General features: G+C 60.8%; 18 protein-coding genes, 1 tRNA gene and 2 pseudogenes. 11 read left to right on the top strand and 10 right to left on the bottom strand.

What is annotated here, in order from left to right; all coding sequences use genetic code 11:
- The 3 genes and pseudogenes from C6558_RS38115 to C6558_RS38105 form a co-directional block, all read left to right on the top strand.
- Nucleotides 1–221: pseudogene (locus tag C6558_RS38115) on the top strand (SIS domain-containing protein); the annotation flags it as partial.
- Nucleotides 221–718: a GNAT family N-acetyltransferase gene (locus C6558_RS38110; protein WP_025427006.1), complete on the top strand. Its 498-nt coding sequence runs from the start codon at nt 221–223 to the stop codon at nt 716–718. The pseudogene C6558_RS38115 and the gene C6558_RS38110, both read left to right, overlap by 1 nt.
- An 18-nt stretch (nt 719–736) precedes the next feature.
- Nucleotides 737–1429: a DUF502 domain-containing protein gene (locus tag C6558_RS38105; RefSeq protein ID WP_025427007.1), complete on the top strand. Its 693-nt coding sequence runs from the start codon at nt 737–739 to the stop codon at nt 1427–1429.
- 4 nt (nt 1430–1433) lie between these two features.
- Here C6558_RS38105 and recG read toward each other — a convergent pair whose 3' ends face one another.
- Nucleotides 1434–3539, bottom strand: a complete 2106-nt coding sequence (recG, locus tag C6558_RS38100; RefSeq protein ID WP_084815146.1) for an ATP-dependent DNA helicase RecG — start codon at nt 3537–3539, stop codon at nt 1434–1436.
- Between the two features lie 117 nt (nt 3540–3656).
- Between recG and C6558_RS38095 the strand changes: the two genes are divergently transcribed.
- Together C6558_RS38095 and mfd are read left to right on the top strand one after the other, a co-directional pair.
- Nucleotides 3657–3962, top strand: a complete 306-nt coding sequence (locus C6558_RS38095; protein WP_025427009.1) for a succinate dehydrogenase assembly factor 2 — start codon at nt 3657–3659, stop codon at nt 3960–3962.
- A gap of 4 nt (nt 3963–3966) precedes the next feature.
- Complete coding sequence (mfd, locus tag C6558_RS38090; RefSeq protein ID WP_057209398.1) at nt 3967–7476, top strand: transcription-repair coupling factor; 3510 nt, start codon at nt 3967–3969, stop codon at nt 7474–7476.
- A gap of 97 nt (nt 7477–7573) precedes the next feature.
- Here mfd and C6558_RS38085 read toward each other — a convergent pair whose 3' ends face one another.
- Nucleotides 7574–8230 (bottom strand): DsbA family oxidoreductase, encoded by a 657-nt coding sequence (locus tag C6558_RS38085; protein WP_025427011.1) that lies wholly within the window; start codon nt 8228–8230, stop codon nt 7574–7576.
- 194 nt (nt 8231–8424) lie between these two features.
- Nucleotides 8425–10239, bottom strand: coding sequence for an extracellular solute-binding protein (locus tag C6558_RS38080; protein WP_084815147.1), 1815 nt, complete (start codon nt 10237–10239; stop codon nt 8425–8427).
- A 271-nt stretch (nt 10240–10510) separates the two neighbouring features.
- Between C6558_RS38080 and C6558_RS38075 the strand changes: the two genes are divergently transcribed.
- Nucleotides 10511–11140, top strand: a complete 630-nt coding sequence (locus C6558_RS38075) for an invasion associated locus B family protein (RefSeq protein WP_057209395.1) — start codon at nt 10511–10513, stop codon at nt 11138–11140.
- 84 nt (nt 11141–11224) lie between these two features.
- Here the strand turns inward: C6558_RS38075 and hspQ are convergent, their stop codons facing one another.
- From hspQ to C6558_RS38060, 3 genes are all read right to left on the bottom strand, one after another.
- A complete protein-coding gene (gene hspQ / locus C6558_RS38070) occupies nt 11225–11554 on the bottom strand; it encodes a heat shock protein HspQ (RefSeq protein WP_025427014.1) in 330 nt (109 codons plus the stop codon).
- Between the two features lie 212 nt (nt 11555–11766).
- The gene (gene glnA / locus C6558_RS38065) at nt 11767–13176 is read right to left on the bottom strand and encodes a type I glutamate--ammonia ligase (RefSeq protein WP_025427015.1); all 1410 of its coding nucleotides are present in this window, start codon (nt 13174–13176) and stop codon (nt 11767–11769) included.
- Between the two features lie 65 nt (nt 13177–13241).
- A complete protein-coding gene (locus C6558_RS38060) occupies nt 13242–13580 on the bottom strand; it encodes a P-II family nitrogen regulator (protein ID WP_025427016.1) in 339 nt (112 codons plus the stop codon).
- 343 nt (nt 13581–13923) lie between these two features.
- Here C6558_RS38060 and C6558_RS38055 point away from each other — a divergent pair, with 343 nt between their 5' ends.
- Nucleotides 13924–15402, top strand: a complete 1479-nt coding sequence (locus tag C6558_RS38055; protein ID WP_057209392.1) for a bifunctional ADP-dependent NAD(P)H-hydrate dehydratase/NAD(P)H-hydrate epimerase — start codon at nt 13924–13926, stop codon at nt 15400–15402.
- 76 nt (nt 15403–15478) lie between these two features.
- Here C6558_RS38055 and gpt read toward each other — a convergent pair whose 3' ends face one another.
- The gene (gene gpt / locus C6558_RS38050; RefSeq protein ID WP_025427018.1) at nt 15479–15976 is read right to left on the bottom strand and encodes a xanthine phosphoribosyltransferase; all 498 of its coding nucleotides are present in this window, start codon (nt 15974–15976) and stop codon (nt 15479–15481) included.
- A gap of 163 nt (nt 15977–16139) precedes the next feature.
- Nucleotides 16140–16895: a competence/damage-inducible protein A gene (locus C6558_RS38045; RefSeq protein ID WP_025427019.1), complete on the bottom strand. Its 756-nt coding sequence runs from the start codon at nt 16893–16895 to the stop codon at nt 16140–16142.
- A gap of 164 nt (nt 16896–17059) precedes the next feature.
- Here C6558_RS38045 and wrbA point away from each other — a divergent pair, with 164 nt between their 5' ends.
- The 3 genes from wrbA (at nt 17060) to C6558_RS38030 (ending at nt 18443) form a co-directional block, all read left to right on the top strand.
- Nucleotides 17060–17659 (top strand): NAD(P)H:quinone oxidoreductase, encoded by a 600-nt coding sequence (wrbA, locus tag C6558_RS38040; protein WP_025427020.1) that lies wholly within the window; start codon nt 17060–17062, stop codon nt 17657–17659.
- Nucleotides 17660–17891: 232 nt separating this feature from the next.
- Nucleotides 17892–18134, top strand: coding sequence for a DUF2188 domain-containing protein (locus C6558_RS38035; RefSeq protein WP_025427021.1), 243 nt, complete (start codon nt 17892–17894; stop codon nt 18132–18134).
- Nucleotides 18135–18224: 90 nt separating this feature from the next.
- Nucleotides 18225–18443, top strand: coding sequence for a hypothetical protein (locus tag C6558_RS38030; protein WP_025427022.1), 219 nt, complete (start codon nt 18225–18227; stop codon nt 18441–18443).
- Nucleotides 18444–18538: 95 nt separating this feature from the next.
- Here the strand turns inward: C6558_RS38030 and C6558_RS38025 are convergent.
- Nucleotides 18539–18623, bottom strand: a tRNA-Leu gene (locus tag C6558_RS38025).
- Between the two features lie 242 nt (nt 18624–18865).
- A complete protein-coding gene (locus C6558_RS40160; protein WP_158269013.1) occupies nt 18866–19108 on the bottom strand; it encodes a hypothetical protein in 243 nt (80 codons plus the stop codon).
- Between the two features lie 12 nt (nt 19109–19120).
- Here C6558_RS40160 and C6558_RS40555 point away from each other — a divergent pair.
- Nucleotides 19121–19325: pseudogene (locus C6558_RS40555) on the top strand (hypothetical protein); the annotation flags it as partial.

The raw sequence follows: 19325 nt of genomic DNA, 5'->3' as shown, positions 1-19325 counted from the left end.
CAGCCCGCGGTGGACGCATCATCCTGATCACCGACGAAAAGGGGGCGGCCGCCTCGAAGCTCGAGACGATGGCGACGATCGTTCTGCCGAATGTCGACGAGATCATTGCGCCGATGATCTTCTCGCTGCCGATCCAGCTGCTCGCCTATCACACGGCCGTGTTCATGGGCACCGACGTCGACCAGCCGCGCAACCTGGCAAAATCGGTGACGGTCGAATGATCATCATACGGCCGGAGCGAGCGGGCGACGAACAGGCGATCCACGACGTGACGGCCGCCGCATTCGAGGGGCACCCGCACAGCGACCAGAGCGAACCCTTCATCATCGAACGCCTTCGGGGCGAGGGCGCGTTGATGCTCTCGCTCGTCGCCGAAGAGGAAGGTCAGATCGTCGGCCACGTTGCCTTCTCGCCGGTGACCCTTACGCCGCCGGCAGCAGGCTGGTTTGGGCTTGGCCCGGTGGCCGTCATGCGGGAGCGCCAGGCAAACGGGATTGGCAGTCGGCTCATCCGCGAAGGGCTAGCGATGCTTGCCGCTGACGGCGCCTTGGGCTGTGTGGTCGTGGGCGATCCCGACTATTACCAAAAGTTCAGATTCCGACACGAATCTTCACTTGTATTCCCAGGTTGTGCGCCGCAATACTTCATGGCGCTGGCCTTCTCCGGCGCGGTACCGACAGGTACGGTTGCCTATCATCCGGCTTTCGGCACTGAGTGAGGTTTAAACGGAAGAGGCATGGGCGAAAATTCGAAGAGCGGCTATATTGCGACCCGGTTGCGGAACTATTTCCTGACGGGGCTGATTATCTGCGCGCCGCTGGCCATCACCGTCTGGTTGGTGCGCACCTTCATCGAGTGGGCCGATGGATGGGTGAAGCCCTACCTGCCGAATTTCTATAATCCGGATACCTATTCGCCTGTGGCTATTCCCGGATTCGGGCTTCTGGTCGCACTCATCGTCATCACCTTGGTGGGCTTCCTCACAGCCAATCTGGTCGGTCGCTCGATCGTTGCCTTCGGCGAATCGCTCGTCAGCCGGACGCCGCTCGTTCGCACCATCTACAAGTCGTTGAAGCAGATCTTCCAGACGGTGCTGCAGGAGCAGTCGTCCTCGTTCAAGAAGGCGGGCTTGATCGAATATCCGAGCCCCGGCCTCTGGTCGCTGGTCTTCATCGCCACGGATGTCAAAGGCGAAGTCGCCGCCAAATTCTCCGAGCGTGGCATGGATATGGTGACCGTGTTCCTGCCACCGACACCGATCCCGACCGCTGGCTTCCTTTTGTTCGTACCCCGCGACAAGATCATTCCGCTTGAAATGAGCGCCGAGGATGCGGCCAAGCTCTTGATTTCTGGCGGTCTCGTCGCACCGGACTACAAGCCGCTCGCCAACGCTCCACCGCTCCAGATCGCCCAGCAGAAGAGCGCCTGAGGCTTCAGCCGGCGCGCAGGAAGCGGATCGCTTCGTCGCGGCGGTGGAGATAGAGCAGGGTTCGAAGCGCCTCCCCACGGGGCGATGTAAGATCAGGATCCCGCTCGATCAGATAGGCCGCGTCCTTGCGGGCGATTTCGAGCAGATCGCGATGCGCTTCGAGGCTGGCGATACGAAAGCCGGGCGTGCCGGATTGGCGCGTTCCCAGCAGTTCGCCTTCGCCGCGCAGCTTCAGATCTTCCTCGGCGATCAGAAAGCCATCTTCGCTGTCGCGCAGGATCGAAAGCCTTGCCCGGCCGGTTTCACCCAGCGGGCTCTTGTAGAGCAGGATACAGGTCGATGCTTCGTCGCCACGGCCGACGCGGCCGCGCAACTGATGCAATTGCGCCAGGCCGAAGCGTTCCGCATGTTCAATCACCATGATGGTGGCATCCGGCACGTCGACGCCGACTTCAACGACGGTCGTGGCCACGAGCAGGCGGATTTCACCGTTCTTGAAGGCGAGCATGACGGTGTCTTTTTCCGCGCCGTTCATCCGGCCGTGCACGAGACCGACATCCCGGCCGAAGCGCTTGGAGAGACCCTGATAACGTTCATCCGCTGACATGACGTCGATCGCTTCGGATTCTTCGACGAGTGGGCAGATCCAATAGGCTTTCTTGCCCTCCTTGAGGGCTGCAGCGAGGCGGTCGACGATCTCGTCGGTCCGCTCGGTCGGGATGGTAACCGTCTGAATGGGTTTTCGACCCGCCGGCTTCTCCGTCAGCTTGGAGACATCCATGTCGCCGAAGGCCGCTAGCACCAACGTGCGGGGGATCGGCGTGGCCGTCATCACCAGCATATGGGGTGAGATGCCTTTGGCGGTCAGGCGCAGGCGCTGGTGGACGCCGAAGCGGTGCTGTTCGTCGACGACCGCAAGCGTCAGCCGGTCGTAGTTGACCGTATCCTGGAACAGGGCGTGTGTGCCGACCACGATCCGCGTCTCGCCGGAGGCAATGCGCTCCAGGATCGCGTCGCGCTCCTTGCCTTTGGTGCGTCCCGTCAGAACATCCATCGTAATGCCTGCGGGTGCAGCCATTTTCGACAGCGTCGCGAAATGCTGCCGGGCGAGGATTTCCGTCGGAGCCATCAACACGGCCTGGCCGCCCGATTCGACCGCCGCCAGCATCGCCATCAGTGCAACCATGGTCTTGCCGGAGCCGACGTCGCCCTGCAGCAGCCGCAACATCCGGTCGTTTCCGGCCATGTCCTTGAGGATATCGTCAATCGCAGTCGATTGGCTCGTGGTCAGCGAGAAGGGCAGTGCGGCGGTGACAGGGCCTGACAGCTTGCCTGTCGCATGCACCGGCGTCCCGGTAACCTTGCGCAGGCGCTGGCGAACAAGGGCCAGGGAGAGTTGGCCGGCCAGGAATTCGTCATAGGCGAGCCGTCGGCGCGCCGGCGCCTGCGGGTCGATATCGGTGGCGTCGCGAGGTTCATGCAGAGCGCGGAAGCTGTCGGCGGCACTTTGAAAGCCCTGCTTGTCCGCAAGCGCACCGTCGATCCACTCGGGCATGTCAGGCACGCGGGCGACGGCCGCCTCGATCGACTTGCGCAAGATGCGGGCGGAGAGACCGGCCGTCAGGCCATAAACCGGTTCGACCAGCGGCAGGTTGTCCGCCTCGCTGGCCTTTACCATATAGTCCGGGTGAACCATCGACGGCCGCCCATTGAACCAGTCGACCTTGCCGCTGACAATCACGGTTTCGTCGACCGGCAGCGATTTTTCCAGCCAGTTGCCTTTGACGCGGAAAAAGGTGAGCGCCAGTTCACCGGTGTCGTTATGCAGGAAGATACGGTAGGGCAGGTTTTGCTTGCCCGGCGGTGGAGGCTGATGGCGATCGACGCGGCCGGTGATCGTGACGACGACGCCTTGCGGCGCATTGGCGATTCCTGGCTGCTGCCGTCGATCGATCAGCGAATGCGGCGCATGGAAAACCAGGTCGACGACGCGGCAGTCTTCGATGCTTTCGCGGCCGAGAAGTCGGGCATATAGCTCGCCGATCTTCGGGCCGATGCCGGGTAGGGTGTTGAGCGGTGAAAAGAGCGGGTCGAGCAGGGCAGGGCGCATGGCAATGAAATTGCGACGACAATTCGGGGTTTTGCAAGGCTGACAATCATCTATTCAGCGTTTATAGAGCCCAATGACGACAAACCGTACCTCCGCGGACGGCAGGAAGGAATCTCCATGACTGGCATTTCACGCACCAGCGCCGATCTCGATCCGCGTCGCCGCCGGATCCTGTTTCGTGCCTGGCATCGCGGCATACGCGAAATGGACCTGATCCTCGGGCAGTTTGCAGAAGCCGAGCTTTCCGCCTTGTCCGACATTGAACTGGACGAGCTTGAGATCATCATGGGCGAGGAAGACAACGATCTCGTTAGGTGGATCATCGGCGAAAAGCCGGTGCCCGAACGCTACCAGACGCCGATGTTTACGCGCATCGCGGCCTACCGCCCCAATTTCGAGCGGCTCCCCGAAGAGATGAAGTAGATCGATGCTGGCTGGCCTTGACCCGAAGAAGATTGTCGCCGCGACCCGTGAAGTCACGATTGGCCCGGTTCCATCCGGCGCCGAAGCGCTGGTGCTTGCCGATCTGGCCCGCGCCGGTGCGCCGATCGCCTACATTCTTTCCGATGGCCAGCGCATAGCCGACCTGGAGCAGGTCCTCGGGTTCGTTGCCCCCGATATACCGGTCCTGACCCTGCCTGGGTGGGACTGCCTTCCCTATGACCGGGTATCTCCGAGTGCCGATACCTCGGCGCGCAGGCTTGCGGCCCTCAGCGCTCTGATCGCCCACCGCAAGAAGCCGCATGCGGCGATCGTGCTGGTGACGGTCAATGCCGCGCTGCAGAAGATTTCGCCGCAGGATGTGATCGAAAGCCTCGCTTTCTCCGCGCGTCCCGGCAACCAGGTGCGCATGGACGATGTCGCGGCGCGTCTGGAACGCAACGGCTTCGAGCGCGTGGCGACCGTTCGCGAAGTCGGCGAATATGCCGTGCGCGGCGGCATTCTCGACGTCTTCGTTCCCGGCAGTGGCGATCCGCTGCGGCTCGATTTCTTCGGCGACACGCTCGAAACCATCCGCTCCTTCGATCCGGCCAGCCAGCGCACGACCGGCCAGGTCCGCTCCCTCGACCTCAACCCGATGAGCGAGGTGTCGCTGACGCCGGAAACCATCAGCCATTTCCGCAAGCAATATCTGTCGCTCTTCGGTGCCACGACCCGCGATGATGCGCTCTACCAGGCCGTTTCCGAGGGGCGTCGTTACGCCGGCATGGAGCATTGGCTGCCGCTCTTCTACGATCGCCTCGAGACCGTCTTCGATTATCTCGAAGGCTTTCGCATCGTCACCGACCATGTGGCGCGGGAAGCCGCAGCCGAACGGTCGAAGCTCATTCTCGACTACTACGATGCCCGCCACACGGCAGCGTCGCCGGGCAGGTCGCTGGCCACTCAGGGCACGCCCTACAAGCCGGTGCCGCCTGAGTTCCTCTATCTGAACGCGGAAGGATTTACGGCGGCGCTAGTCGAGCGCAGCGCCGTCCGGCTCACGCCCTTCAACGAGCAGGAAGGCGAGGTCCGCCAGGTCGTCACCGTCGATGCGCGGCAAGGTGCGCGCTGGGCAAAGAGCGCCGGCGAAGGCGAGGCGGAGAGCGATCGCGTCAACGTCTTCGACCAGGCGGTGAAATACATCGCTGAGAAGCGCTCCAAAGGCTTCAAGGTCGTCGTATCAGGCTGGAGCGAGGGGTCTCTCGACCGCCTGCTGCAGGTTCTCGTGGAACATGGCCTTGGCAATATTCGCCAGATCAAGGCGCTGGCCGACGTCAACACGCTGAAGTCAGGCGAAGCCGCAGCGGCGGTCCTCAGCCTTGAAGCGGGTTTTGAAACGGGTGATCTCGTTGTTATCGGCGAGCAGGACATTCTCGGCGATCGCATGGTCCGCCGCTCCAAGCGGCGCAAGCGCGGTGCCGACTTCATTGCCGAGGTCGCGGGCCTTGATGAAGGCAGCTACGTGGTGCACGCCGAACACGGTATCGGCCGTTTCGTCGGACTGCGCACGATCGAAGCGGTCGGCGCGCCGCACGATTGCCTCGAACTCGTCTATGCCGACAACGCCAAGCTCTTTCTCCCGGTCGAAAACATCGAGCTCCTGTCCCGCTACGGGTCCGAAGGGACCGATGCGATTCTCGACAAGCTCGGTGGCGTCGCTTGGCAGGCTCGCAAGGCGAAGCTCAAGAAGCGTCTGCTCGATATGGCGGGCGGTCTCATCCGCATCGCCGCCGAGCGCCACACCCGGCATGCGCACGTGCTGGTGGCCCAGGATGGAGCCTATGACGAATTCGTCGCGCGCTTCCCCTATGACGAAACCGAGGACCAGCTGAGTTCGATCGATGCCGTGCGCGAGGATCTTGGCAGCGGGCGGCCGATGGACCGCCTTGTCTGCGGCGACGTCGGCTTTGGCAAGACGGAGGTTGCGCTGCGGGCGGCCTTCATCGCGGCAATGAATGGGGTTCAAGTTGCTGTCGTCGTGCCGACGACGCTGCTTGCGCGGCAGCATTTCAAGACATTCACCGAACGTTTTCGCGGCCTGCCGATCCGCATCCAGCAGGCGTCGCGCCTTGTTGGCTCCAAGGAACTGGCGCTGACCAAGAAGGAAGTAGCTGATGGCAAGACCGATGTCGTGGTCGGCACCCATGCCCTGCTCGGAACGACGGTCAATTTCGCCAACCTTGGCTTGCTGATCATCGACGAGGAGCAGCATTTCGGCGTCAAGCACAAGGAACGGCTGAAGGAGCTGAAGTCGGACGTGCATGTGCTGACGCTGTCGGCGACACCGATCCCGCGCACGCTGCAACTGGCATTGACCGGGGTGCGCGAACTGTCGCTCATTACCACGGCGCCTGTCGACCGCATGGCGGTGCGCACCTTCATTTCGCCGTTCGACGCGCTGGTGATCCGTGAGACCTTGATGCGCGAGCATTATCGCGGCGGCCAGAGCTTCTATGTCTGCCCACGCCTCAGCGATCTCTCGGAGATCCATGACTTCCTGAAATCCGATGTACCGGACCTGAAGGTCGCCGTCGCCCACGGCCAGATGCCGGCAACCGAACTCGAAGACATCATGAACGCCTTCTATGAAGGGCAGTATGACGTTCTGCTGTCGACGACCATCGTCGAATCCGGCCTCGATGTGCCAACGGCCAATACCTTGATCGTGCATCGTGCCGACATGTTCGGCCTGGCGCAGCTCTACCAGCTTCGCGGCCGCGTCGGTCGTTCGAAGGTGCGCGCCTTCGCGCTGTTCACGCTACCGGTCAACAAGACGCTGACGGCAACGGCCGAGCGGCGGTTGAAGGTGTTGCAGTCGCTGGACACGCTCGGCGCCGGCTTCCAGCTGGCAAGCCACGACCTCGACATTCGCGGCGCCGGCAACCTGCTCGGCGAAGAACAGTCCGGCCATATCAAGGAAGTTGGCTTCGAACTCTATCAGCAGATGCTCGAGGAAGCGGTCGCTGAGCTCAAGGGTGAGGAAGAGGTCCACGATACCGGCTGGTCGCCGCAAATCTCTGTTGGCACGCCGGTGATGATCCCGGAACATTATGTGCCGGATCTGCATCTGCGGCTTGGCCTTTACCGCCGCCTTGGCGAGCTGACGGACCTCAAGGAGATCGACGGTTTCGGCGCGGAGATGATCGACCGCTTCGGCCCGCTGCCGATCGAGGTGCAGCACCTCCTGAAGATCGTCTATATCAAGTCGCTCTGCCGCACGGCCAATGTCGAAAAGCTCGATGCCGGCCCGAAGGGCGTCGTCGTGCAGCTCCGCAACAAGGAATTCCCGAACCCGGCAGCGCTGGTCGGCTACATCGCCAAGCAGGGCACGCTGGCGAAGATCAGGCCGGATCACAGCATCTTCTTCCAGCGCGAGCTGGTTACGCCGGAAAAGCGCCTCTCGGGCGCGGCGATGGTGATGACGCAGCTCGCAGGGTTGGCGAAACAGGTTTAATCGCCTTCGCGCCGCTGTTCCTTTGGCGGCGCGAGAGGACTTGCCATTGCTTTAGCTTTTCTGCGTACTTCCTTGAATCGCTTCCGATTTAAGGGAATCAAGCGGTAGCCTTCATCTGCGCGATTTCGCGAAGCGCGTTGCTGAGCACTTCGACCGATTGCGCACCCATGACGGCATATTGCCCGTCGAGGATGAAGCAGGGGACGCCGGTGACGCCCATCTCGCGTGCCATGCCGATCTCTTCTTTGACTGCATCCTTGTCGGCATCCGAGTTGAGGAGCGCTGCGATAACGGGCCGGTCGAGGCCGGCCTCAGCGGCGATATCGAGCAGAACAGCCTGATCGCCGACATTGCGGCCGTCCTCGAAGTTCGCCTTGAAGAGCAGGCTGACGACGGCCGATTGCGCCACTTCGCCATTGGTCGCCGCCCAGCGAATGAGCCGGTGCGCGTCGAGCGTATTGGGGCTGATCTTCACCGCATCGAAATCGAAGGCGATGCCATCGGCATTGCCGAGTGCTTTCAACGTCTCATGCGCCTTGTCGACCGCTGCCTGGCCACCGAGCTTGGCGGCAAGATGCTGCTTGTGATCGACGCCTTCAGGCGGAAGGTCGGGATTGAGCTGATAGGGACGCCACTGCACTGCGACCTGCAACTCCGAGGCGACATCGGCGATCGCCTGGTCGAGCCTAGCCTTGCCGAGATAGCACCACGGGCAGACGACGTCGGAGACGATATCGATGCTGACGGTTTGCATGATGTGAGATGCCTTTCCTCTTGGACAAAGCTGCGAGATAAGCCGGTTCCATCGGGCTTTCAATGCGTTCCTGCTGCATGTTTTATCCTTAAATCGCATTCGATTTAAGGATAAAACATGCAGCAATTCAAAGTGCCGCAGCGACCCTGGCGCGTCTGAGAAGACGCGCGGCGCTGTAGAGGGAAGCGACCCTTTTATTGGGCGTTCGCGTCCCACCAGGCGGGCAACTGGTAGCCATAGAGCGGCACGGTGGCCGGCCGGGCAATATGCTTGCGCCGTGCAACCCACTGGGCATCCAAGTGGTAGAGCGGCACGAGGTAGGAATTGTTGACCAGCAACCTGTCATGGGCACGAACGGCCGCGGTGAAATCTTCTGTCGTTCTGGCCTGCAGGATGTTCTCGACCATCCGGTCGACGTCCTTGTCGGCAACGCCGGCAAAGTTGTCGCTTCCTTGGCGATCGCGCGACTGCGAGGTCCAGCGCCCCACCTGCTCGATGCCCGGCGAGAGCGTGGACGGGAAGGACTTGATAATGACGTCGTAGTCGAACGACTGGCTGCGTTGCTGATACTGCGAATCGTCGACCGTGCGCACGGAGGCCTTGATGCCGAGCGGCGCCAGGAAGCGCTGGTAGGCAAGGGCGATCTTCTCCTGGCCGGCATTCTGGCTCATGATTTCGAAGGCAAGCGGTGCGCCCTTGGCGTCGACCATCTTGCCGTCCTTGATCTGATAGCCGGCCTCGCGCAGCAGCGAGACGGCAACGCGCAGCACATTGCGGTCGCGGCCGGAGGCATCCGTCACCGGCAGGCGGTAGGTGCCGTCGAGGATCGCCGGGTTGATCTGTTCGCGCGCATCGCCGATCAGCCCGAGTTCGCGGTCATCGGCTGCCGCGCCTAGGAACGAAAGCGTCGAGTTCTGCCAGTAGCTCTGGGTGCGGGTGTATGCGCTGTCGAACAGGTTCCTGTTGACCCACTCGAAGTCGAAGACGAGCGCCAAGCCTTGGCGGAGCTTGAGGTTGTCGAACATCGGCTTGCGGGTGTTGAAGACGATGCCCAGCATGCCCGAAGGCGTCTTCGGTGTGAACGTCTCCTTGACGACATCGCCAGAGCGCACGGCCGGAAAATCGTAGCCGCGCGCCCATTTTGTGGCGCTGCCTTCCGGGTAGATGTCGATTTCGCCCTTCTTGAAGGCTTCGAAGAGGGAATTTTCCTGCAGGAAATACTCGACGGAGATCTCGTCGTAATTGTCGAATCCGACCTTGGAAGGAAGGTTCTTGGCCCAATAATCCGGGTTGCGGCGATAGACGATCCGTTCGCCCGGCTTGACTTCAGCAACGCGATAGGGGCCCGAGCCAAGCGGGGCCTTGAGCGTTGTCTGGTCGAAGGTCGCCACATCGGTTGCATGTTTCGGCAGAACCGGAGAAAGCCCGAGCAGCAGCGGCAGCTCGCGGTCAGCATCTTCGGTGAAGGTGAAGCGGACGCTGAGGTCGCCGACCTTCTCTAGTTTCGCCACCTTCGCCATTCGGTTGCTGAAGGGAACGCGGCCCTTGTCGCGCATCAGTTCGAAGGTGAAGATGACATCATCAGCCGTTACGGGCTGCCCGTCCGCCCAGCGGGCATCCGGGTTGATGTTAAATTGAATGAACGTCCGGTCGTCGTCCCATTCCACCGTCTGGGCGAGCAAGCCGTACATCGTGAACGGCTCGTCGCGGGAGCGTTGCATCAGCGATTCGTAGACGAGATTGCCGTATTCTGGATCCCACATGCCGCGCGCTGTCGTGCGCATGCTCTTCAGGATGAAGGGATTGACGCTGTCGAAGGTCCCGACCACGCCGTAGGAAATCTTGCCGCCCTTCTTTACATCGGGGTTGACGTAGGGGAAACTTTTGAAGTCCGCGGGCAGGGCAGGCTCGCCGTGCATTGAGATGGCATGCACGGGAGCGGCCGTCGCGGCGCCACCGAATGCGGTTGCGGCCAGCAGGATGGCCAGACCGGAAAGAATTGTGCGCAACGTTATCTCCAGTGAAGTGGCATTAGGCCGATTCCCGGCACGTTACCAATGCCGGTCGACAATTCCAACCGAAGCTATACGCAAATTCCGGCGGGCAAGAGGTCAAAAAAAAGCAAGAAACACTGGATAAACCGCACGAGCCAATGTAACAGGTGTTTCCGGAAACGGGGTCATGCATTTGCCTTATTTGGCCAACAGGACAACGGCGGCTGACGATACTCACCTGCGGAACGAATTGTTCCGTTACCGGATTTCAGGAGACGGAATCACAATGATCTTCAAGTCGAACTTCACCAAACGTGCGGGACTGGCAACGCTGGCGCTTTCTGTAGCAGCTGCGGGCGTTCCGGGCGTTGCATCTGCCCAGCAGGCAGGTGGCAAGCCCCCGCAGGGTTGGTTCAAGGTCTGCACCAAGCAGGAAGACAACGATGTCTGCATCGTTCAGAATCTGCTGACAGCAAACAACGGTCAGCTCGTCACCGCAGTTGGCCTCATCACCGTAACCGGCAAGGTCAACCGCAAGGTCCTGCAGATTTCGGTGCCGTCAGCGCGACTGATCCCGACCGGCGTCCAGATGCAGATCGACGGCGGCAAGCCGGTGAAGCTCGACTACGCCATCTGCATGCCCGACAAGTGCGTGGCTGAAGCCCCGCTGTCCGACCAGCTGATCGCAAGCCTGAAGAAGGGCAACGAGGTGGTCTTCACCTCCGTCAACTTCCAGCGCGCACCGAACCCGATCAAGATGGGTCTCGAAGGCTTTACCGGCATTTTCGACGGCGAGCCGATCGAACAGTCGCAGCTCGAAGAGCGCCAGCGCCTGCTGCAGGAAGAAATGCAGAAGAAGGCTGAAGACGCGCGCAAGAAGCTTGAAGACGCCCAGAAGGCGGCCAAGCAGAACTAAGCGCTTCGGCCCACGCCAGGAATAAAGAAACGCCCGGACGAAATCCGGGCGTTTTTCATTTGGGCGAGGCGGCAGTATCGGCCGCTAGTGGCGGAACGTCACCTTGGGCTTGTAATGCCCGATGTCATCCTTCTCGAACAGGGCGTCGACCTGAGCGTGGCGTATCGGCCGATCGCTCTCGTCGGAAACCAGGTTCTGTTCGGACACGTAGGCGACATACTCGCTGTCGTCGTTTTCGGCGAACAGGTGGTAGAAGGGTTGATCCTTGCTTGGGCGGATCTCCTGCGGGATGGCATTCCACCATTCCTCGGTGTTTGCGTATTCCGGGTCGACGTCGAAGACGACGCCGCGGAACGGGAAAACCCGATGGCGAACCACCTGTCCGATCTCGAATTTCGCGTTTCTCTGTTTCATGACGCAACACATCCTTTCAAGGGATTATCTGGGTTGCCAAACCCAAAACATCAATAGGGTGCCATGCACGGCTTCGTGTACGTCTTCCCTGCCTTCTTACACCTCCGCGGCAGGTTGCCCCTAAAAAACAAGCCGACGGGGTCCCTTGAACCCCGCCGGCTTGCCACGTCGTTTCGGGCCGGGTGCGGCATCCGCCGTCCGACCCGTCGGTCTTAGACCGAGTAGTACATGTCGTACTCAACCGGGTGCGGGGTCATTTCGTAACGCATGACTTCCTGCATCTTCAGTTCGATGAAGGAATCGATCTGATCGTCGTCGAAGACGCCGCCGGCGGTCAGGTACTTGCGATCCTTGTCGAGGCTTTCGAGCGCTTCGCGCAGCGAGCCGCAAACGGTCGGGATCTTCTTCAGTTCCTTCGGCGGCAGGTCATAGAGGTCCTTGTCCATGGCCTTGCCCGGATGCAGCTTGTTCTTGATGCCGTCGAGGCCGGCCATCAGCATCGCTGCGAAGGCGAGGTAGGGGTTGGCGGTCGGATCCGGGAAGCGGACTTCGACGCGCTTGGCCTTCGGGTTGGTGCCGAACGGAATGCGGCACGATGCCGAGCGGTTGCGGGCGGAATAGGCAAGCAGAACCGGGGCTTCGTAGCCGGGGACGAGACGCTTGTAGGAATTCGTCGACGGGTTGGTGAAGGCGTTCAGCGATTTTGCATGCTTGATGATGCCGCCGATGAAGTAGAGGCAGCTTTCCGACAGGCCGGCATATTCGTCGCCTGCGAAGGTCGGCTTGCCGTCCTTCCAGATCGACAGGTGCACGTGCATGCCCGAGCCGTTGTCGCCGAAGATCGGCTTCGGCATGAAGGTTGCGGTCTTGCCATAGGCGTTTGCGACCTGATGCACGACGTACTTGTAGATCTGCATCTTGTCGGCGTTGCGAACCAGAGCATCGAACTTGACGCCGAGTTCGTGCTGCGCAGCGGCCACCTCATGGTGATGCTTTTCGACGGTGACGCCCATTTCGGACAGAACCGTCAGCATTTCGGAGCGCATGTCCTGGCAGCTGTCGATCGGCGGGACCGGGAAATAGCCGCCCTTGACGCGCGGACGGTGGCCGAGGTTGCCGGTCTCGTAGTCAGTGTCGTCGTTGGACGGCAGTTCCGAGGAGTCGAGCTTGAAGCCGGTGTTATAAGGATCGGCCTTGTACTTGACGTCGTCGAAGACGAAGAATTCGGCTTCCGGGCCAACGAAGACGGTGTCGCCGATACCGGAGGCCTTCAGGTAGGCTTCGGCCTTCTTTGCCGTGCCGCGCGGGTCGCGGTTGTAGGCTTCGCCCGAAACCGGATCGAGAATGTCGCAGATGATGACCATCGTCGACTGCGCGAAGAACGGGTCCATATGCGCTGTTTCCGGATCGGGCATCAGCACCATGTCGGACTCGTTGATGGCCTTCCAGCCGCCAATCGAGGAACCGTCGAACATGACGCCGTCGGCGAACATGTCTTCGTCGACGCAGACGACATCCATCGTTACATGCTGCAGCTTGCCCTTGGGGTCGGTAAAGCGCAGGTCGACGAACTTGACGTCGTTGTCCTTGATTTGCTTCAGAATATCGCTTGCAGTCGTCATTGTCAGTAATTCCCTGTGTGAGATGACGAGGTTTGAAAAGTGCAGGGCCGAGTGGCCCCTGAGGATCAGATGGCGTCGAGGCCGGTTTCGCCGGTACGAATTCGGATGACTTCCTCAATGTTGGAAACGAAAATCTTTCCGTCGCCAATCCGGCCGGTTTGTGCAGCATTGCGGATTGCCTCGATGACAGCCTCCGCGTTTTCGTCCGCCAGCACCACTTCGACCTTTACCTTCGGCAGGAAGTCCACGACGTATTCGGCGCCGCGATACAGCTCCGTGTGACCCTTCTGTCGACCGAAGCCCTTTGCTTCCGTGACGGTAATGCCCTGCAGGCCGACTTCCTGAAGGGCTTCCTTCACTTCGTCGAGCTTGAAGGGTTTTATGATCGCTTCGATCTTTTTCATGAGAAAATGTCTCTCCGCTTCTCCCTTTAAAGCAGGATCATGCCCGCTCGCCGCTCAATATGCACGTTGCATGCCAGTTTTTCTGCAAAATGATTGCCGAGTGGCAAAATTTCTTTTGGGTGACGAGCGGTGGCTGCTTTCCATGCCTTTGCCGCCAGGAGGTCTGCCTATTTTTTATAAGTTTTCCACCGGTGTCCTCGGATTTGCGACGATGGTCTGGTCGTGGAAGGCATCAAAGCACGTTATTTAAGCAATAAATATGTGCAGATGCATCAAAGATGAGCAGATAGCATTTTGTGCGTGCCACTTGCCGTTGGCCGGCGCAGAGCGTTAGGTCTGAGGCATGCACTCTTCGCTTCATGACGTGTTGATTACGCCGGCCGAAATGGCGGCTATAGACCTGGCAGCCGCGCAATCGGGGATCGACAGCTTCCTGCTGATGCGCAGCGCCGGGTTGGCAGTGGCTGCCGCAGTGCTCAGGTTGTTTCCGCAGGCACAACGCTATGTCGTGCTGTGCGGCCCCGGCAACAATGGTGGCGACGGCTATGTCGCGGCATCAGCGCTTGCCGAGTGCGGTGCGAACGTTGCCGTTTTCGCCTTCGGCGACCCGGCCGCCGCCCTTTCTGGCGATGCGGACCGTGCACGGCAACTGTGGGATGGCGCGATAGATCCGCTTGCTTCGCTCGTGCCGCATCTTGGAGATGTTGTCGTCGATGCACTCTTCGGCGCAGGGCTCTCGCGCGATCTGCCGGAACAGGTGGTGCAAGTAATTGAAAGGATCAACGCTAAGGGCGTGCCCGTCATTGCCGTCGACCTGCCGAGCGGCGTTGACGGTCGAACCGGGCAAATCCGGGGGGCGGCATTCGCGGCAAGCCACACGATCACCTTCATGGCGAGGAAGCCGGGTCATCTGCTGCTTCCCGGCCGCTCCCTGTCCGGCGCGCTTGACGTAGTCGATATCGGCATACCGGCTCGCATCGTGCAGGCGCAAGGCGGCGGCTGGCGCCTCAACACGCCGGCGCTCTGGTCAGATCAGGCGTCAAGGCTTGACGCGTCGACCCACAAGTTCCGCCGTGGCCATCTGGTTGTCTTCTCGGGAGGAGCTCAGGCGACTGGTGCCGCGCGGCTGTCGGCAGCGGCCGGTCTTGCCGCCGGGGCCGGTCTGGTGACGGTGGCGTCACCGAAATCGGCTCTTGATATCAATGCGGCACAACTGACGGCGGTGATGCTGAGGGAGATCGATGATCGGCAGGACCTGGAGCATTGGTTGCGGGACACAAGGCTCGGCGCTTTTGTTCTCGGGCCCGGGTTCGGCGTTGGCGACCGAGCGTGCGACTTTGCGCTACAACTTTGCGACCGCGCGCTGGTTCTCGATGCGGACGGCATCACGTCGTTTCAGGAGCGCAGGTCAGAATTGTTCGAGCGGCTGGCGGTTGCGGCCGGCAGGGTGGTGATGACTCCGCATGAGGGCGAGTTTGCCAGGCTCTTCCCCGAGATCGCTCGCGACGAAAAGCTGTCGAAGATCGAGAAGGCCCAGGCGGCGGCGCGGATCAGCCACGCCACAATTGTCTACAAGGGAGCCGATACCGTCATCGCGGGGGCGGATGGGAAGGTTGCCGTGAACGCCAACGCCCCGCCGTCACTGGCAACGGCGGGATCCGGCGATGTTCTCGCAGGCATTGTCGGTGCGCATCTGGCGCAGGGCATGCCGGCCTTCGAGGCTGCCGCGGCCGGTGTCTGGCGCCATGGTGCTGCCGGTGCGCGTGCCGGACCGGGGTTGACGGCCGAAACCTTGGTGACGTCGATCCCGCCGCTTGGCTGAAGCGTTCGGCGTTGTAAAAAAAGCCCTCGGTTCGCTGGCGCGAGCCGAGGGCGTACATGTTGGCATTAGCTGATTATTAGCCGCGCGTTCCCTTGGCGATCGGCTCCTGATAGGTGAAGCCCAGATCCCACGGAAAGTAGATCCAGGTGTCCTGGCTCACTTCGGTCACGAACGTGTCAACCATCGGCCGGCCCTTGGGCTTGGCGTAAACGGCGGCAAAATGTGCCTTCGGCAGCATGGCTCGAACTTCGGCTGCCGTCTTGCCGGTATCGGTCAGGTCGTCGATGATCAGCACGCCTTCGCCGCCATCCTTGGCAATCTCAGGCGCGATGCCCTTCAGCACCTTCATCTGTCCCTGCGTGTCGTAGTCGTGGTAGGAAGCGATGCACACCGTCTCGATCATGCGGATATTGAGCTCACGGCAGATAATGGCCGCCGGCACGAGTCCGCCGCGCGTGATGCAGACCATGGCACGCCATTCCTGCCCCTGGTCGGCCAGCCGCCAGGCAAGCGCGCGCGCGTCGCGGTGGAACTGATCCCAGGAAACGGGGAAGGCTTTATCGGGCAGGGACATTTCTGGGCTCCGGCTTGTCTGGACGAGGTAAAGGCGAAGCATCCGGCAGATCGGGCAGGCGCTGACGCTTCATCCTGATTTGCCGACATGCAATAGCGGCAATGACGGCCGGTGCGCAAGAGCTTCGCATCCTTCCACATCTGCCGGCTCCTCCCGCCGGCCGTCAGACTTTGGCGCGGGAGGCGGTGATCGTATCGATCATTGCCTGCACATCGGCAGCGGCCGCCGACAAAGCCTGCGGATCGCGCGCCCGCACGACGATGTCGGTGGAGAAGACCTTGCCGTCGAATTTGGGGTAGGAGCCGATGCTCGTCTCCGGATGGTTCTTCTGCACTTCGGTCAGCGGCGTGCCGATGTCGCCTTCCCCATAGGGCGAGCGGACCGATTGCGAGAGCAACGGCGTACCGGTCTGCAGATCCGGCATGATCGCGTCGAGCATCGCCTGGAACACCTGTGGCACGCCGGCCATCACGTGCACGTTGCCAATGGCAAAGCCCGGTGCGGTGGAGACCGGGTTGGGGATCAATCGGGAACCCTCCGGCATGCGCGCCATGCGCTTGCGCGCGTCCGAGAATTCCATGCCGCGGCGTTCGTACATCGCGCCGAGCAGTGTCATGGCTCGTTCGTCATAGATGCAGTCTACAGCGAAAGCCTTCGAGACCGCGTCGGCCGTGATGTCGTCATGGGTCGGCCCGATCCCACCAGACGTAAAGACGTAGTCATAGCGCTCGCGCACGGCGTTGATGGCGTCGACGATCGAGGCTTCCTCGTCGGGAACGATGCGGACCTCGCGCAGATCGATCCCGACCATCGTCATCATGTCGGCGAGATGGCCGATGTTCTTGTCCTTGGTCCTGCCGGACAGCAGCTCGTCGCCAATGGCGACCATGGCGGCAGTAACGATCTTAGGGCTGCTCATTGGCGATCCTGCTTATGTGAGATGATTGTTCAGTAGCATCAGGTGATTGTTCGAGAATTGAGGACGCTCTGTTGACCGTACGGCTCCTGGCAACCGGACGCATTTTGATAAATCCTGCAGACGACGGTAATCAAGCGGAATTGCCTGAATCCAAAGGAGCATTTATGGCCAAGGTTCTCGTTCTCTACTATTCGGCATATGGACACATCGAAACGATGGCCAACGCGGTTGCGGAAGGCGCCAAATCGGCAGGTGCCGACGTCGTCGTCAAGCGCGTTCCCGAACTGGTCTCGGAAGACGTTGCCAAGGCATCGTACTACAAGGTGGATCAGGCCGCACCGATCGCAACTATCGACGAACTGGCGGACTATGACGCCATCATCTTTGGCGCCGGCACACGCTACGGCACCGTTGCCTCGCAGATGCGCAACTTCATCGACCAGACCGGGTCTCTCTGGGCGCAGGGCAAGCTGGTCGGCAAGGTAGGCTCGGCCTTCACGTCATCGGCAACGCAGCATGGCGGCCAGGAAACAACCATTCTCGGCTTCATTCCGACCCTGATGCACCACGGCATGGTCGTCGTCGGCCTTCCCTATGCCTTCCAGGGACAGATGGGTCTTGAAGAGATCAAGGGCGGTTCGCCCTACGGCGCTTCGACCATCACCGGCGCTGACGGCGCGCGCCAGCCTTCGGCGGTCGAGCTCGATGCCGCTCGCTATCAGGGTGCGCATGTCGCCAAGATTGCGACGAAGCTGTCAGCCTAAGCCACGGAAAAGACTTGAAAGATCACAAGGAAAGCGGCCCCCGCAAAGGGCCGCTTTTTCGTTGTTGCACGGCCTGTCACATTCTGATTCGCGAAAGTGGCCTATCGGCCTATTCCTGTGTTAATATCCGCCCCGTTCGGCATGAGAATGCCATTGACGAGGAGGAATATTGGGCCGGGCGGTAACGGCCCGCGAAAGGCGGGATTGCCTTTCGGAGTGCAGGGAGAGAAGCATGGCGCGCATCACGTACTCCATCGTTCCCCACGACGGCGGTTGGGCCTACAAGGCAGCCGACGCTTTTTCGGAACCCTTTCCCAGCCGAGAAATGGCGCTGGCGGCCGCCAAGGCCGCAGCGGCTGAACAGCAGGTCGGCGGCGACGACGAGGATATCAGTTTCCAGGACGAAAAAGGCGACTGGCACTTCGAGCATACCGATGGCGGTGACCGACCCGAGGCAACCGTCGAAGACGGTTGACAGACTTTTCGGACAATTTGATCGGTCCGTTCCACGTAAGCTTCTGCAAGAGTATTGCGTCCACTGCATCTGCATAGCGGAGGATTTTCAATGCAACACTACAGCGTTCAGATCTTCACCTGGACCGCCCGCAATGGCGTGCAACAGGTAGGGTCGGCAATTGAAGTCGATGCACTCAACCCTAAGGCGGCAGCGGTTTCCCTGCTTGGCCTGCGGTTAGAGGACAAGGGAGCCTGCACGAAACTGGCGGTCAGGGTCTGGCACGATGATGCTCAGCGGGCCGAATGCGATTGCTTCTACTACCACTAAGCGGCACACCAACTAAAGGCGGACTTACGTAGGGCCATCCGGTGAGCGGGTAGGCGCGCTGTGTTGCGCGTGAAGCACTTTCCGCAACAGCCATCTGGTGCGGGCGGCGGGGATCGAACCCGCACAGCCGAGGCCGAGAGATTTTAAGTCTCTTGCGTCTACCAGTTTCGCCACGCCCGCACTGGGCGTTTTCAGTACCTTGGGCGTTATCGTTTTGGAAGGGCTAACAGCGGATTTTTCGTTGCCCAGTTCATGTGCCCGTGTTGCCCTCACTGGTTTGAAACAACGCCCGCGGAACGCGCGCCGGTGTTCGATGCGCTACATAGGGTTTCGGGCCAGGGCAAATACGCCAAGGGCGTGCGCCCGACCATGGGTGAAAATATCCGGAAATCAGGGCGACCGAGGCCGCCCTTTCCTAAAATTCAGTTGCCGTTGTAAAAAGACTTACCGTTACTCGATGCAGCCCCACGTTTATCCTGTGCCTTTTTTTCCGAGGCTGGAGGTCCATCACGACTTATAGCGTTCATGCGATTCCGGCCATAGGCCAGTTCAAGACCGATGTGGGTCTTGACGGCTGTCTGCTTTTCGTCAGGCGCGGACGACACAGCGGCGAAGGCCGAGCCGGCAAACGCGAGCGATGCCACTGCGGCAATGATGATCTTCATTGATAGTCTCCAATGAAAGAACACAAGGGGCGAAACGCCTTCGATTGGCGGCTTTTCCTTGGGTTCGGTTGGTTATTGATCGGCATTTTCGCCGATCGGCTCAATGTTCTTCCTTCCGCTGGACAGGGCCGTCCTTCGGTTCTGAACCAGTCTCCAATGCGTGACCCTGATGCCTTGGCTTCGGTCACAGAGTGGCGTTCGGCTCCCGGTTTCCCAT

The sequence above is a fragment of the Ensifer sp. NM-2 genome (assembly GCF_003024455.1).
Lineage (GTDB): Bacteria > Pseudomonadota > Alphaproteobacteria > Rhizobiales > Rhizobiaceae > Ensifer > Ensifer canadensis.
Note: the sequence above shows the minus strand (reverse complement) of the source record. Positions and strands in the feature narration are given on the sequence as shown.